The 13839-nt window shown below is 62.7% G+C and carries 14 protein-coding genes and 3 tRNA genes; 7 read left to right on the forward strand and 10 right to left on the reverse strand.

Features of this window, described 5'->3' with window-relative positions; all coding sequences use genetic code 11:
- Positions 1-13 precede the first annotated feature (13 nt).
- The 3 genes from APH34_RS07865 to APH34_RS07875 all read right to left on the reverse strand — a co-directional run bounded on the left by APH34_RS07865 (position 14) and on the right by APH34_RS07875 (position 2368).
- Positions 14-778, reverse strand: a complete 765-nt coding sequence (locus tag APH34_RS07865; RefSeq protein ID WP_054900624.1) for a FadR/GntR family transcriptional regulator — start codon at positions 776-778, stop codon at positions 14-16.
- 245 nt (positions 779-1023) lie between these two features.
- Positions 1024-1254, reverse strand: coding sequence for a PP0621 family protein (locus APH34_RS07870; RefSeq protein ID WP_054900625.1), 231 nt, complete (start codon positions 1252-1254; stop codon positions 1024-1026).
- 94 nt (positions 1255-1348) lie between these two features.
- Complete coding sequence (locus APH34_RS07875) at positions 1349-2368, reverse strand: outer membrane protein assembly factor BamD (protein WP_054900626.1); 1020 nt, start codon at positions 2366-2368, stop codon at positions 1349-1351.
- A 147-nt stretch (positions 2369-2515) separates the two neighbouring features.
- Here APH34_RS07875 and rluD point away from each other — a divergent pair, with 147 nt between their 5' ends.
- The 6 genes from rluD to APH34_RS07905 all read left to right on the forward strand — a co-directional run bounded on the left by rluD (position 2516) and on the right by APH34_RS07905 (position 7576).
- Positions 2516-3478 (forward strand): 23S rRNA pseudouridine(1911/1915/1917) synthase RluD, encoded by a 963-nt coding sequence (gene rluD, locus APH34_RS07880; RefSeq protein ID WP_054900779.1) that lies wholly within the window; start codon positions 2516-2518, stop codon positions 3476-3478.
- Positions 3475-4215: a peptidoglycan editing factor PgeF gene (pgeF, locus tag APH34_RS07885; protein WP_054900627.1), complete on the forward strand. Its 741-nt coding sequence runs from the start codon at positions 3475-3477 to the stop codon at positions 4213-4215. The genes rluD and pgeF overlap by 4 nt, the downstream gene beginning before the upstream one ends.
- 164 nt (positions 4216-4379) lie before the next feature.
- Positions 4380-6944: an ATP-dependent chaperone ClpB gene (gene clpB / locus APH34_RS07890; RefSeq protein WP_054900628.1), complete on the forward strand. Its 2565-nt coding sequence runs from the start codon at positions 4380-4382 to the stop codon at positions 6942-6944.
- Between the two features lie 393 nt (positions 6945-7337).
- Positions 7338-7413 (forward strand) — tRNA-Asn (locus APH34_RS07895).
- Between the two features lie 4 nt (positions 7414-7417).
- Positions 7418-7494: transfer RNA gene (locus APH34_RS07900), tRNA-Pro, on the forward strand.
- Positions 7495-7500: 6 nt separating this feature from the next.
- Positions 7501-7576: transfer RNA gene (locus tag APH34_RS07905), tRNA-Lys, on the forward strand.
- Between the two features lie 118 nt (positions 7577-7694).
- Here APH34_RS07905 and APH34_RS07910 read toward each other — a convergent pair.
- From APH34_RS07910 to APH34_RS07920, 3 genes are all read right to left on the reverse strand, one after another.
- Positions 7695-8990, reverse strand: a complete 1296-nt coding sequence (locus APH34_RS07910) for an NAD(P)/FAD-dependent oxidoreductase (protein ID WP_054900629.1) — start codon at positions 8988-8990, stop codon at positions 7695-7697.
- A gap of 84 nt (positions 8991-9074) precedes the next feature.
- Positions 9075-9248, reverse strand: coding sequence for a DUF3094 domain-containing protein (locus tag APH34_RS07915; RefSeq protein ID WP_054900630.1), 174 nt, complete (start codon positions 9246-9248; stop codon positions 9075-9077).
- Between the two features lie 131 nt (positions 9249-9379).
- Positions 9380-10009: a DUF1780 domain-containing protein gene (locus tag APH34_RS07920; protein ID WP_054900631.1), complete on the reverse strand. Its 630-nt coding sequence runs from the start codon at positions 10007-10009 to the stop codon at positions 9380-9382.
- Between the two features lie 48 nt (positions 10010-10057).
- Between APH34_RS07920 and APH34_RS07925 the strand changes: the two genes are divergently transcribed.
- Complete coding sequence (locus tag APH34_RS07925; protein ID WP_054900632.1) at positions 10058-10792, forward strand: energy-coupling factor ABC transporter permease; 735 nt, start codon at positions 10058-10060, stop codon at positions 10790-10792.
- 32 nt (positions 10793-10824) lie between these two features.
- Here the strand turns inward: APH34_RS07925 and yacG are convergent, their stop codons facing one another.
- From yacG to APH34_RS07945, 4 genes are read right to left on the reverse strand one after another with little or no spacing between them, the layout of a single operon-like run.
- A complete protein-coding gene (gene yacG, locus APH34_RS07930; protein ID WP_054900633.1) occupies positions 10825-11025 on the reverse strand; it encodes a DNA gyrase inhibitor YacG in 201 nt (66 codons plus the stop codon).
- On the reverse strand, positions 11022-11645 hold the full coding sequence (gene coaE / locus APH34_RS07935; RefSeq protein ID WP_054900634.1) for a dephospho-CoA kinase: 624 nt from the start codon (positions 11643-11645) through the stop codon (positions 11022-11024). Before coaE ends, yacG begins: the two co-directional genes overlap by 4 nt.
- On the reverse strand, positions 11645-12511 hold the full coding sequence (locus APH34_RS07940; protein ID WP_054900635.1) for an A24 family peptidase: 867 nt from the start codon (positions 12509-12511) through the stop codon (positions 11645-11647). Before APH34_RS07940 ends, coaE begins: the two co-directional genes overlap by 1 nt.
- 2 nt (positions 12512-12513) lie before the next feature.
- Positions 12514-13722, reverse strand: coding sequence for a type II secretion system F family protein (locus tag APH34_RS07945; protein WP_054900636.1), 1209 nt, complete (start codon positions 13720-13722; stop codon positions 12514-12516).
- Between the last annotated feature and the right edge of the window lie 117 nt (positions 13723-13839).

Genomic DNA, 13839 nt, shown 5'->3' on the forward strand with positions numbered 1-13839 from the left:
GCGGATCAGTGGGTCAGTGGTGGTGGTCGAACTCCAGCAGGAAGTTGCGGGCAACCTCGCCTTCCAGCGCGGTCATGTGGTGCTCGGCGTCGCACATGTGCTCGTGCATCAGGCGGCGTACGGCAGGCTCGTCGCTGGCGCGCAGGGCCAGCAGCAGTTGCTTGTGGTAATCGATGTTGGCGGCAGCGAACTGCTGGCGCTTGGGCAGGTAGGCCTTCTTCAGCACCACCAGGTCGCGCAGCAGATCGTTGAGGAACACCGCCATGAAGCGCAGCAGCGGGTTGGGGCAGCGGTGCGCCAGCAGGGTATGGAACTCGATCTCTGCCAGGCGTTGCTCGCGCTGGCCCTCTTCGCTGTCTTCGGGGGTGCTGCAGAAGTCGATGTTGGCCTGCAGCGCGGCGTAGTCGGTGTCGCTCAGCTGGCCCATGACCGCCACCGCCAGCTCCACCTCGATGACCTTGCGCAGTTGGTACACCTGCTCGCCGTCCAGGTGCTGGAAGTGCAGGTAGTTGCGCAGGGCACGGCTGGCCGGCTCGGTGCCCACCTCGTTGAGGTAGGCGCCGCCGCTGGGGCCGGTGCGGGTGCTGACCAGGCCTTCGACTTCCAGGGCCTTGAGCGCTTCGCGAGCGGTGCCTTTGGAGCATTCGAAGTGCTCCATCAGCTCGCGCTCGGTCGGCAGGCGGTCGCCGGGGTGCAAGGCTTCGGTCACGATCGAGCGCTTGACCGATTCGACGATCACGTCGGACAGCTTCTGGCGCTTGCGTTTGGGTTTGAGCATTTCGCTATTTTTCATATTTATGCGGATAAATAGGATTTAGCGAATTTTGCCGGGGGCGGTCAATGCTGGCGCAGGGGGGAGGGTCGTAAATGGTACGAAAGGGTCGGGGAGGGATATGTGGCTAAGCTGATTGATCGCATGATCAGTACCGGCCTCTTCGCGGGGCAAGCCCGCTCCAACAGGTTATCCCTGTGCTGAAGGCATCCACTTCAACCGGACTGCCCCGCGAAGAGGCCGGTACTGAATCAACGCGGCTGGCCAGGCCCCTGTTGCAGGTGCGCCTGGCTGCAATACCAGTCCTTGCCCTGCTGTAGCGCCCGGTCATTGGGCAGGTGCACGCCGCAGTGGGCGCAGCGCACCATTTTCAGCGGGTCGTCGAGCTTTTGCTCGGGGTGCGATTGCTGGCTGATCTTGAATTTGCGCCACAGCCAGAACGCGGCGGCGATCAGGGCAATCCAGAAAAGTAGGCGAACCATGGTGTCCAGCTTGTCGATTGAGGAAGACCACAGTCTAGGATGCGGCCAATAAAAAAGGGAGGCCCCAGGCCTCCCTTTCTCATACCACGGTGCCTCAGTCGAACAGACCAAAGGTCATGTAGCTGAACCACGAGCGGTCTTTTTCGGCTTCTTTCGGGCCTACCGGCAGGATCGGGTCGCCGTTTTCATCTTTGGGCAGCAGCTCTTGCGGCATCTCGGCGCGGGCGTCCTGGAACTGCTTGACCACGTCCTGGTTGGCGCGGGTTTCGCCCGGTGGCAGCGGCGTATCGGTTTCGATCAGGCCCAGGGTTGCCTTGGACAGCCAGCCACGGCCGTCGGACTCGGTCTGCTTGGGCTGGAACTGGCCATCGACCAGGCTCGGGTGGTCAGGGTAGTTGAGCTTGAGGGTTTCCAGGCTGGTGGCGGCCAGTTCGTCCAGGTGCATCTTCTGGTACGACTCGACCATCACCGCCAGGCCATCACCGACCGATGGGGTCTCCTGGAAGTTCTCCACCACGTAGCGACCACGGTTGGCGGCCGCCACATACGCCTGACGGCTCAGGTAGTAGTCAGCCACGTGGATTTCGTAGGAGGCCAGCAGGTTGCGCAGGTAGATCATGCGCTGCTTGGCATCCGGGGCGTAGCGGCTGTTGGGGAAGCGGCTGGTCAGCTGGGCGAACTCGTTGTACGAGTCGCGGGCGGCACCCGGGTCACGCTTGGTCATGTCCAGCGGCAGGAAACGCGCCAGCAGGCCACGGTCCTGGTCGAACGACGTCAGGCCCTTGAGGTAATAGGCGTAGTCGACGTTGGGGTGCTGCGGGTGCAGACGGATGAAGCGCTCGGCAGCCGATTTGGCTGCTTCGGGCTCGGAGTTCTTGTAGTTGGCGTAGATCAGCTCGAGCTGGGCCTGGTCGGCGTAACGGCCGAACGGGTAGCGCGACTCCAGGGCCTTGAGCTTGTTCACGGCGCTGGTGTAGCTCGAGTTGTCCAGGTCAGCTTGGGCCTGCTGATACAGCTCGGCTTCGCTGAGGTTCTCGTCAATCACCTCTTTATTGGAGGAACAGGCCGCGGTGAGCCCGAGGATGGCGATCAGCAGCAGGTGTTTCACTTGCATGGCGGCTTGCGTCCCTTTGACGGCCGCTGTCTTGGGCGGTGCCGTCCTGTTATGATGAGCGCCCCGGCCAACCCCGGGACAAAAGAAGCCGTATTTAACCACAAGCTCGCAGCCGAAACCAAAGGCTGTGCGCCCGCCGAATCGAGCATGTCCGAGATCATTCAACTTAGCGCAGAGGTACCGTCCGAACTGGGCGGTCAACGCCTCGACCAGGTCGCCGCCCAATTGTTCGCCGAGTACTCGCGCTCGCGGCTGACTTCGTGGATCAAAGAGGGCCGTCTGACGGTCGATGGCGCCGTCGTGCGCCCCCGCGACACCGTCCACGGTGGCTCGCTGCTGGTGCTGGACGCCGAGCAGGAAGCCCAGGGCGAGTGGGAGGCCGAAGACATCGAGCTGGACATCGTCTATGAAGACGACCAGATCATGGTGATCAACAAGCCTGCCGGGCTTGTCGTCCATCCGGCTGCCGGCCACGCCAGCGGCACCTTGCTCAACGCATTGCTGCATCATGTGCCAGACATCATCAACGTCCCGCGTGCCGGTATCGTCCACCGCCTGGACAAGGACACCACCGGTCTGATGGTGGTGGCCAAGACCCTGCAGGCGCAGACCAACCTGGTCGACCAGTTGCAAAAACGCTCGGTCAGCCGCATCTACGAGTGCATCGTGGTTGGCGTGGTCACCGCCGGTGGCAAGATCGACGCCCCGATCGGCCGCCACGGCGGCATGCGCCAGCGCATGGCGGTAACCGAAGGCGGCAAGCCAGCGGTCAGCCACTACCGTGTGCTCAAGCGCTTCCGCTCCCACACCCATGTGCGGGTCAAGCTGGAAACCGGCCGTACCCACCAGATCCGTGTGCACATGGCCCATGTCGGGTTCCCGCTGGTTGGCGACCAGACCTACGGCGGTCGCTTCCGCATCCCGCCGGCGGCCAGCCCGACCATGGTCGAGGCGGTCAAGACCTTCCCGCGCCAGGCCCTGCATGCGCGCTTCCTGGCGCTGGACCACCCGGCCACCGGTGAACGCATGGAATGGGAATCGCCGCTGCCTGATGACTTCGTCTGGCTGCTGTCGCTGCTGAACCAGGACCGCGAGGCGTTTATCGGATGAGTGGTCTGACGCAGTCGCTGCTGTTCCCCGACTGGCCCGCCCCGGCCTCGGTTCGCGCCTGTGTCACCACCCGTCAGGGCGGTATCAGCCTACCGCCTTATGAAAGTTTCAACCTCGGTGACCACGTGGGGGATGACCCCGCCGCCGTTGCCGAGAACCGCCGCCGCCTGAGCGACCAGTTCGCCATCCAGCCTGCCTGGCTCAAGCAGGTGCATGGCCTGGCAGTGGCGGATGCCGACCCGTCGGTGGTCGCTGAAGCCGATGCCAGCTGGACCGACCAGCCTGGCATTGCCTGCACCGTGATGACCGCCGATTGCTTGCCCGCGCTGTTCTGCGACCGTGCCGGCACCCGCGTGGCGGCAGCGCATGCCGGCTGGCGCGGGCTGGCCGGCGGTGTGCTGGAAGCCACCCTTGATCGCCTGGCACTGGCACCTGAAGACGTGCTGGTGTGGCTGGGGCCGGCCATCGGCCCGCAGGCCTTCGAAGTGGGCCTGGAAGTACGCGATGCCTTTACCGCCGTGCACCCGGAGGCTACCAAGGCTTTCGTCGACGGTGAGCGGCCGGGCAAGCTGATGGCCGACATCTACGAGCTGGCGCGGATCCGTCTGGCGGCGCGGGGGGTTACTGCTGTTTATGGCGGTGGCTTGTGCACGGTCAGCGACTCACGGTTCTTCTCCTACCGCCGTACCCCGCAGGGTGGGCGCTTTGCTTCGCTGGTCTGGCTGGACCCGCGCTGATTGCCGCGAGCGCCTCGTCGCTAATCCAACCAGCTGACTTCGGTCAACCCCGCTACGCTTGAATCTTCCAGAATCAACCTTATCTATAAGGTCATCTCAGGCAGGTTTCTTCATTAAAGGCGCTGTCCATCGCTCCGACCTGCCCTTACAGGAAGGTATCCCCCATGCGAATAGACCGTTTGACCAGCAAGCTTCAACTAGCGATATCCGATGCCCAATCCCTGGCCGTTGGCATGGATCATCCTGCCATTGAGCCCGTGCACCTGTTGCAGGCGCTGATCGAGCAGCAGGGCGGTTCGATCAAACCGCTGCTGATGCAAGTCGGTTTTGACATCAACAGCCTGCGCCAGGCCCTGGTGAAAGAGCTCGACCAACTGCCAAAAATCCAGAACCCCACCGGCGACGTGAACATGTCGCAGGACCTCGCGCGCCTGCTCAACCAGGCCGACCGCCTGGCCCAGCAGAAGGGTGACCAGTTCATTTCCAGCGAGCTGGTGCTGCTCGCCGCCATGGACGAGAACAGCAAGCTGGGCAAGCTGCTGCTCAGCCAGGGCGTGAGCAAGAAAGCCCTGGAAAACGCCATCACCAACCTGCGGGGCGGCGCGGCAGTGAATGATGCCAACGCCGAAGAGTCGCGCCAGGCCCTGGACAAGTACACCGTCGACCTGACCAAGCGTGCCGAAGAAGGCAAGCTTGACCCGGTGATCGGCCGTGATGACGAGATCCGCCGCACGGTGCAGGTGCTGCAGCGCCGTACCAAGAACAACCCGGTACTGATCGGCGAGCCTGGCGTGGGTAAAACCGCCATTGCCGAAGGCCTGGCCCAGCGCATCATCAACGGTGAGGTGCCTGACGGCCTCAAGGGCAAGCGCCTGCTGGCGCTGGACATGGGCGCGCTGATCGCCGGTGCCAAGTACCGCGGCGAGTTCGAAGAGCGCCTGAAGTCGCTGCTTAACGAGCTGTCCAAGCAGGAAGGCCAGATCATCCTGTTCATCGACGAGCTGCACACCATGGTCGGTGCCGGCAAGGGCGAAGGTGCCATGGACGCCGGCAACATGCTCAAGCCGGCCCTGGCCCGTGGCGAGCTGCACTGTGTGGGCGCCACCACGCTCAACGAGTACCGCCAGTTCATCGAGAAGGACGCCGCCCTGGAGCGCCGTTTCCAGAAGGTGCTGGTCGAAGAGCCGAGCGAGGAAGACACCATCGCCATCCTGCGTGGCCTGAAAGAGCGCTATGAGGTGCACCACAAGGTGGCCATCACCGACGGTGCGATCATTGCCGCGGCCAAGCTCAGCCACCGCTACATCACCGACCGCCAGCTGCCGGACAAGGCCATCGACCTGATCGACGAAGCGGCCAGCCGCATCCGTATGGAGATCGACTCCAAGCCGGAAGTGCTCGACCGCCTCGACCGTCGCCTGATCCAGTTGAAGGTGGAGTCCCAGGCGCTGAAGAAGGAAGAGGACGAAGCGGCAAAAAAACGCCTGGAGAAGCTCACCGAAGAAATCGAGCGGCTGGAGCGCGAATACTCCGACCTGGAAGAAATCTGGGCCTCGGAAAAAGCTGAAGTACAGGGCTCGGCGCAGATCCAGCAAAAGATCGAGCAGGCGCGCCAGGAGCTGGAAGCCGCACGGCGCAAAGGCGACCTGAACCGCATGGCCGAGTTGCAGTACGGGATTATCCCCGACCTGGAGCGCAGCCTGCAGATGGTCGACCAGCACGGCAAGGCAGAAAACCAGTTGCTGCGTAACAAGGTCACCGAGGAAGAAATCGCCGAAGTGGTGTCCAAGTGGACCGGCATCCCGGTCGCCAAGATGCTTGAAGGCGAACGTGAGAAGCTGCTGAAAATGGAAGACCTGCTGCACCAGCGGGTGATTGGCCAGAACGAAGCGGTCACCGCCGTGGCCAACGCGGTGCGCCGTTCGCGCGCCGGGTTGTCTGACCCCAACCGGCCCAGTGGCTCGTTCCTGTTCCTCGGCCCGACCGGTGTCGGTAAGACCGAACTGTGCAAGGCGCTGGCCGAGTTCCTGTTCGACACCGAAGAGGCCATGGTGCGCATCGACATGTCCGAGTTCATGGAGAAACACTCCGTGGCTCGCCTGATCGGTGCTCCACCAGGCTATGTTGGGTATGAAGAGGGCGGGTACCTGACCGAAGCGGTACGGCGCAAGCCTTACTCGGTGGTGCTGCTTGACGAGGTAGAAAAGGCCCACCCGGACGTGTTCAACGTGCTGCTGCAGGTGCTCGAGGATGGCCGGTTGACCGACAGCCATGGCCGCACCGTGGACTTCCGCAACACGGTGATCGTGATGACCTCCAACCTGGGCTCGGCGCAGATCCAGGAACTGGTGGGTGACCGCGAGGCACAGCGTGCAGCGGTGATGGATGCAGTGGGTGCGCACTTCCGTCCGGAGTTCATCAACCGGATCGACGAAGTGGTGGTGTTCGAGCCACTGGGCCGCGATCAGATCGCTGGCATCACCGAGATCCAGCTCGGCCGCCTGCGCAGCCGCCTTGCCGAGCGCGAGCTGGCGCTGAGCCTGAGCCCGGAGGCGTTGGACAAGCTGATCGCGGTGGGTTACGACCCCGTGTACGGCGCACGGCCGCTGAAGCGGGCGATCCAGCGCTGGATCGAGAACCCGCTGGCGCAACTGATCCTGGCTGGCAAGTTCCTGCCTGGCACGGCGATCACTGCCAAGGTGGAAGGCGAAGAAATCGTGTTTGCCTGAACCATCCGCTGCAAAGACTAGCCCCGCACCTGCGGGGCTTTTTTATGGCCAGCGGTTTGTCGCAGCTGATTCAGGAACCTGTGGGAACCGGCTCAGCTCCCGTAAAACCGGGCCCTTTTCATTTTTTACGTTAACTTGCTGAAATTTTTGAAAAAACCGCTTGCATCAAAAAAGGAGTGCCCCTAATATACGCCCCGCTGTCAGGCACTAAGCGAATCGCCAGCAACATCGGTGATCGCAAAACAACTTACAAATCAGTAAGTTGAATGAAAAAAATTGGTTGACAAGCAAAACGAAGAATGTAGAATAGCCGGCCTCAGCAGCGACAACGCGAAAGCGGATAGCTAAAGAGAACGAAGCTAACACAGGCTTCGAGTTGTACCGAAGTTCAGTTCCGCGATAGCTCAGTCGGTAGAGCAAATGACTGTTAATCATTGGGTCCCTGGTTCGAGTCCAGGTCGCGGAGCCAATCTCGGGGTGTAGCGCAGTCCGGTAGCGCGCCTGCTTTGGGAGCAGGATGTCAGGAGTTCGAATCCCCTCACCCCGACCATTTTCAGGGTCGTTAGCTCAGTTGGTAGAGCAGTTGGCTTTTAACCAATTGGTCGTAGGTTCGAATCCTACACGACCCACCATGTAAAAAGGGCATCTCGACTGAGATGCCCTTTTTCTTTTGTCTCGCGAAAAGTTTGGCCAATACCGCTAACTGCGGGCGAAAAAAAGGACCGCATCAGCGGCCCCTTTTCATCACGATCAGTGCAGCTTCAGCCTCGGTTCGGTGCCCCGGCCAATCTTGCTCCCCAGCATCATCATCGCCGTGCGGAAGAACCCGTACAGCGCCATCTGGTGCATGCGGTACAGCGACACGTAGAACATCCGCGCCAGCCAGCCTTCCAGCTTCACACTGCCCATCAGGTTGCCCATCAGGTTACCCACCGCCGAGAAGCGCGACAGCGACACCAGCGACCCGTAATCCTTGTAGGCATAGGTCGGCAGTTCTTTGTTCTCCAGGCGCGCCTTCAAGCTTTTGGCCAGCATCGACGCCTGCTGGTGCGCCGCCTGGGCGCGTGGCGGCACGTTGCGGTCGCTGCCTGGCTGTGGGCAGGCGGCGCAGTCGCCGAAGGCGAAGATGTTGTCGTCGCGGGTGGTTTGCAGGGTAGGGCGGACCACCAGCTGGTTGATGCGGTTGGTTTCCAGGCCGTCGATCTCCTTGAGGAAGCCCGGCGCTCGAATACCCGCCGCCCACACCTTCAGGCTGGCCTGGATCACTTCGCCGCTGGCTGTCTTCAGCCCGTCCTCGGTGACTTCGCTGACTGCAGCGTTGGTCATCACCGTCACGCCGAGTTTTTCCAAGGTCTTGTGCACCGGCACGCTGATGCGCTCTGGCAGGGCAGGGAGTACCCGCGGGCCCGCCTCGATCAGGGTGATGTGCATGTCTTTGGGTTGGATGCGGTCCAGGCCGTAAGCCGCCAGTTCGTGGGCAGCGTGGTGCAATTCAGCCGCCAGCTCGACGCCTGTGGCACCGGCACCGACGATCGCCACGCTGATCTGCTCGCTGGCCTGGTCGCCAGCATGGGCGCGCAGGTAATGGTTGAGCAGTTGCTGGTGGAAGCGCTCGGCCTGCTTGCGGGTATCCAGGAACAGGCAGTGCTGCGCTGCGCCCAGGGTGCCGAAGTCGTTGGTGTTGCTGCCCACGGCGATTACCAGGGTGTCATACCCCAGGGTGCGCGCAGGCAGCAGCTCGCGGCCTTCTTCATCGAGGGTGGCGGCCAGCTGGATTTGTTTACCTTCACGGTCCAGGCCGCTCATGCGCCCCAGCTGGAAGTTGAAGTGGTTCCATTTGGCCTGGGCCACGTAGTTCAGTTCGTCTTCCGAAGAGTTCAGCGAGCCGGCGGCCACTTCGTGCAGCAGGGGCTTCCAGATGTGCGTGAGGTTGGCGTCGACCAGGGTGATGTCGGCCTGTTTGCGCTTGCCCAGGGTTTTACCCAGGCGGGTCGCCAGTTCCAGGCCGCCGGCGCCGCCGCCGACAATCACGATGCGATGAGTCATGGGAATATCTCATAAGGTTTACGGAATGCTTGGCCCTGGGGGCCGGCCGCAAACTGCATGAGAGGAGGGCGAGCGCGAGGCAGCTCATAGCACCAGTCCACTCAACAGGCGGCTGATGAGGCCCAGCCCGATAGTCACCGCCAGCACCAGCACAAGGAGCAGCCACGGCCGAAAGGGCTTGCGCTCGACTTGGTGCTGAGGGGCTCGCAGGTACTCATCGACACGACGCTGATCTTCAGGATTCAGTCGGCTGGTCATGGTGGGCCTCGTCAGGTAGACGTTTGTGACTGCGCGGACGCTACAGCGTTCGGCAAGTACTTGAGACAAATGATAATGCTTTCTATCCCTGGCGCCGAGTGTACGCCATCGCAAAGACTCTCGGCACTGGATCAAAGACTGATGCCCACGTCGAAGACAATGCTGCGCCCCAGGTTGCCGCGCAGAAAATCCGGCGCATCCGGGTGGGCGAACAGCACCCGGGCAAAGGTCGGCCCGACCAGCGACAACGACCGCCAACCCTGGCGCAGGTATTCAGTAGGCGGCGGGAAGTGGGTGTTGAGGTCGAGCACCTCGCGCTTGAGGCTGGCGAAGGCGATGATGTCCAGCTCGTTCAACTCCAACCCGCGCTCGCGGTAGTTGTGCGCCTTCTTGCGCAGGGTCGGGGCCAGGCGCCCGAGCAACTCCACGGCGCTGATCCGCCGCGGACGCGCTTCACGCCGTACCAGTTGCGCCAGGGAGAAAGCACTGCGCCGGCGCTGCAGTTCTTCGCGCCACTCGTCGTTGAGCCGGCGCCCTTCATCGAGCACGAAAAACACCTCGAACGCAGCGTCGCGGAACAACACATCCGGCGGTTCCTGGCCGGCTGGGGTGAAGTCTTCGCTGCGATAGGGGATGTTCAGCCCCTGCAGCAGGCGCTGGCATACCCAACGCTCCCGCTCCCATTTGCGTGCATTGGAGAGGAAGGCGTTGGCTTGTTCGGCCTGGATGGTAAGCAGGCGCAGGTAGTCTGAGTCATCCATGCAGACAAGCTTAGCCGCTAAACCATGACGATAAGATGCTGTTTTTGAATGGGTGTAGACTCAAGGCATGTCCACAAGATCGCCAGGGGCTTTCGTCACGTGATCAGCGCGCAGGTATTGTCCAGCACCACCCTTACGGTTGGTTGGCTCGCTTATGTGCCCTTGCTGTTGTGGGCGGCCGGCCGTACCCGCTGGCTCGAACTGTTTGCCGACAGCCGCAGGCAGCACCTGCTGTTCGGTACTGTGTTCTGCCTGTTCGCGCTGTGGCTGGTACGGCGCGACTTCGACACGGGCGTGTCCTATCACTTCATCGGCATGACAGCCGTGACCTTGCTGCTGGACTGGCCGCTGGCGGTGCTCGGCGGGTTTCTGGCCCAACTCGGCCTGCTGGCGCTCGGCCGGCAGGACCTCGCCGCGCTTGGGGTCAACGGCTTGTTGCTGATTGGCCTGCCGGTACTGATTACCGAGGTGTGCGCGATCCTGGTCGAGCGCGCGCAGCCACGTAACCTGTTCGTTTATATCTTCTGTTCAGGGTTTTTCCCGGCCGCATTGACGGTGCTTGTGTGCCTGCTGGCCGGGTTGGGGTTGCTGTGGCTGGATGGGCGTTTCGCCATGCCGGAGTGGCTGAGCGACTTTGTGGGCTACCTGTGGCTGATGATGTTCCCCGAGGCGTTCATCAACGGCATGGTGATCAGCGCCTTGGTGGTCTTCAGCCCAGAGTGGCTGGAAACGTTCAACCGCACGCGCTATCTGCAGGCGCCGTGGAAGGAGGATGAGCGGTGATGGCCTGCAACGCAGGCCTCAGAGCATTCAGCTCAATGCCGCGGCTCCAGGTCACCCGAATACAACTCATCTTCGGACTCTTCCGAGCCCGCGATCTTGTGCTCTTCAGCCGCCCACGCGCCCAGGTCGATCAGCTTGCAACGGTCCGAACAGAACGGCCGAAACGCGCTTTTCTCGTTCCATTCCACAGGTGCGCCACAGGTCGGGCAATCGACGATCAATGGCTGGCTCATGGCTGGCCTCCTCGTAAAGTCAGGTAAAAGTGGTGCAGATGGTCGATCTGCGCGTGCAAGGCGGCAAGGTCGCCGTCGTTGACGACCACGTCATCGGCATGGCGCAGACGCTCCTCGCGGGCCAGCTGGGCCTTGAGAATGGCCTGCACCTGTTCGGCGCTGGTGTTGTCGCGCAGCAAGGTGCGCGCCACCTGCAACTGCGGTGGTGCATCGATCACCAGCACGCGCTGGGTCTTCTGGTACTGGCCAGACTCGATCAGCAGCGGCGACACGTACACCGCATAGGGCGACTCGGCCTTGGCCAGGTAGCTGAAAATCTCCTGCCCGATCAGCGGGTGCAGCAGTTGTTCCAGCCATTTGCGCTGGGCCGGGTCGGCAAAGATCAGTTGGCGCAGGGCCGCGCGGTCGAGCTGGCCGTCGTCCAGCAACACGCCAGGGCCAAAGCGCTCGACGATACTGGCCAGGGCCGGGCGGCCAGGTTCGACAACCCAGCGCGCCGCCTGGTCGGCATCGACCAGGTGCACGCCCAGCGCGACGAAGCGCTCTGCAGCGGCACTTTTACCGCTGCCAATACCGCCAGTGAGCCCGAGAATCCAGGGGGTGAATGCCGCAGTGGTCATCAGAATCCAAGCAGTTGCAGGTAGGAGGCGTACATTTCATCACCCCAGAGCACGGCAATCCACCCCGCAATGGCCAGATAAGGGCCAAACGGGATCGCCGTGCCGACCGACTGCCTGCGTAACCGCAGCAAAACCAGGCCCCCCACCACACCCACCACCGACGACAGCATCAAGGTGATCGGCAACACGTGCCAGCCTCCCCAGGCACCGATCAGCGCCAGCAGCTTGAAGTCGCCATAACCCATCCCTTCCTTGCCGGTGAGCAGTTTGAACACCCAATACACTGTCCACAGGCTGAGGTAACCGGCTACCGCCCCCCAGAGGGCATCGGGCAGCGACACCACGGTGTCGAAGGCGTTGACCACCAACCCCAGCCAGAGCGTCGGCAGCACCAGCACGTCGGGCAGAATCTGCTGGTCATGGTCGATCAGGCTCAGCGCCAGCAGGCACCAGGTGAACACCAGCAGCGCCAACGCTTGCGCCCCGGCGCCGCAATACCAGGCCACCATCATCGATAGCAGGGCACAGCTCACTTCGACCAACGGATACCGTGAGCTGATCGGCTGTTTGCAGGCCGAGCAGCGCCCGCGCAGGGCCAGGTAGCTAAGCACCGGGATGTTTTCCCAGGCACGGATCGCGTGCCCACAGTGCGGGCAGCGGGAGGCTGGCAGGCACAGGTCGAAACGCGCGTGCTCGCGGGTCGGCAGCCCCAGCACCTCCTGCGCCTCACGCTGCCATTGGCGCTCCAGCATGACCGGCAGGCGATACACCACCACATTGATAAAGCTGCCGACCAACAGCCCCAGCACCGTTGCCAAGGTGATGAAGTACGCCGGCTGCTCAGCCAGCAAAGTCCATAGCGTCATGTTCAGATCAAACTACCCAGCTGGAAGATCGGCAGGTACATCGCCACCACCAGGCCGCCGACCAGCAGCCCAAGGATCAGCACGATGGCGGGCTCCAGCAGGCTGGTCAACTGGTCCAGCGCTTGGCTGACTTGTTCCTCGTAATGGCTGGCGGCCTTGTCCAGCATCGGCTCCAGCGTGCCGCTGGACTCGCCGATGGCTGTGAGCTGCACCAGCAACGGCGGGAACAGCGGCTCCAGCGCCATCGCCTGGTTCAGCCCCTGCCCATTGGCCATGCCCTGGCGCAGCCGCACAATCGCTTGCTCGTGCAACGCGCTGCCGCTGGCCTTGGCCACAGTGCCCAGCGCATCCAGCAACGGCACCCCCGCCGCGTAGGCTGTGCCCAAGCTGCGGGCAAAACGCGCCAAGGCAGCCTGCCCCAGCAACTTGCCAAATACCGGTAACCGCAGCACCTGGTGAGATATCCACAGGCGTGCTGGCGGGTGCCTTCTATACACCTCGCGCACGGCCAACGCCAGCGCAAACCCCGTTATCAACAGCAGCGGCGCATGGCGGCCCAGCCCTGTGGACAAGTCGATCACCCACTGCGTGAAGGCTGGTAGCGCCGTATCAAAGCCGGCAAACAACCGTTGAAAGCGCGGAATCACTTCCAGCAACAAAATCGCCGATACCCCCAACCCTGTCAGCAGCAGTAACAGGGGATAGAGCATCGCCTTGCGCACCCGTTTGCGTAAGGCCTGGCGCTGTTCCAGCATGCCCGCCAGTTGTTCAAGCTGCCGGTCCAGCGTGCCAGACTGCTCCCCCACCCGCACCAGGTTGCAGTACAACCCGTCAAACCACGCGGGCTGGCGCTGCAACGCATCCGCCAGCCCCAGGCCAGACGCCACATCCTGTTTCAACCGCTCCAGCAACGCCGCCTGCCCCGCGCCGCACCCACTGCGCCCCATCACCTCGAAGGCATGCAACAACGGCACACCCGCTTTCAGCAAGGTTGCGAGCTGCCGGCTGAACCCCGCCGGGTCGCTCTTCTCCCGCGCTTTTGGCCATTGCCAGACCCGTTGGCTGACAGGCCGCAAGCGGGCCACACGAATACCTTGGCGCTGCAGCCCGGCCCGCACATAGGCCGGGCTGCGCCCAGCCACCTGCCCGCTGACCGCGGCACCTTTGGCATCGGTGCCCTGCCAGGCATAGAGGTGAGTCGAATGGTTCATGCAAAAGGTCCTTATCTGCCCTGTGACAAGCCTGGAAACAGCTTGTCGATTCCGTGAAGGGGCGCGCGCTGGCGATGCTCACTAGAGTAGTTCAGCGAAGATGACGCCCTGACCGGC

The organism is Pseudomonas sp. NBRC 111131 (genome assembly GCF_001320525.1).
Taxonomy (GTDB): Bacteria; Pseudomonadota; Gammaproteobacteria; order Pseudomonadales; family Pseudomonadaceae; genus Aquipseudomonas; species Aquipseudomonas ceruminis.

Bases quoted from the DNA above. Each gene is read 5' to 3' on its own strand.
- APH34_RS07865 (WP_054900624.1), bottom strand. From the start codon at position 778: ATGCTCAAACCCAAACGCAAGCGCCAGAAGCTGTCCGACGTGATCGTC.
- APH34_RS07870 (WP_054900625.1), bottom strand. From the start codon at position 1,254: ATGGTTCGCCTACTTTTCTGGATTGCCCTGATCGCCGCCGCGTTCTGG.
- APH34_RS07875 (WP_054900626.1), bottom strand. From the start codon at position 2,368: ATGCAAGTGAAACACCTGCTGCTGATCGCCATCCTCGGGCTCACCGCG.
- rluD (WP_054900779.1), top strand. From the start codon at position 2,516: ATGTCCGAGATCATTCAACTTAGCGCAGAGGTACCGTCCGAACTGGGC.
- pgeF (WP_054900627.1), top strand. From the start codon at position 3,475: ATGAGTGGTCTGACGCAGTCGCTGCTGTTCCCCGACTGGCCCGCCCCG.
- clpB (WP_054900628.1), top strand. From the start codon at position 4,380: ATGCGAATAGACCGTTTGACCAGCAAGCTTCAACTAGCGATATCCGAT.
- APH34_RS07910 (WP_054900629.1), bottom strand. From the start codon at position 8,990: ATGACTCATCGCATCGTGATTGTCGGCGGCGGCGCCGGCGGCCTGGAA.
- APH34_RS07915 (WP_054900630.1), bottom strand. From the start codon at position 9,248: ATGACCAGCCGACTGAATCCTGAAGATCAGCGTCGTGTCGATGAGTAC.
- APH34_RS07920 (WP_054900631.1), bottom strand. From the start codon at position 10,009: ATGGATGACTCAGACTACCTGCGCCTGCTTACCATCCAGGCCGAACAA.
- APH34_RS07925 (WP_054900632.1), top strand. From the start codon at position 10,058: ATGGGTGTAGACTCAAGGCATGTCCACAAGATCGCCAGGGGCTTTCGT.
- yacG (WP_054900633.1), bottom strand. From the start codon at position 11,025: ATGAGCCAGCCATTGATCGTCGATTGCCCGACCTGTGGCGCACCTGTG.
- coaE (WP_054900634.1), bottom strand. From the start codon at position 11,645: ATGACCACTGCGGCATTCACCCCCTGGATTCTCGGGCTCACTGGCGGT.
- APH34_RS07940 (WP_054900635.1), bottom strand. From the start codon at position 12,511: ATGACGCTATGGACTTTGCTGGCTGAGCAGCCGGCGTACTTCATCACC.
- APH34_RS07945 (WP_054900636.1), bottom strand. From the start codon at position 13,722: ATGAACCATTCGACTCACCTCTATGCCTGGCAGGGCACCGATGCCAAA.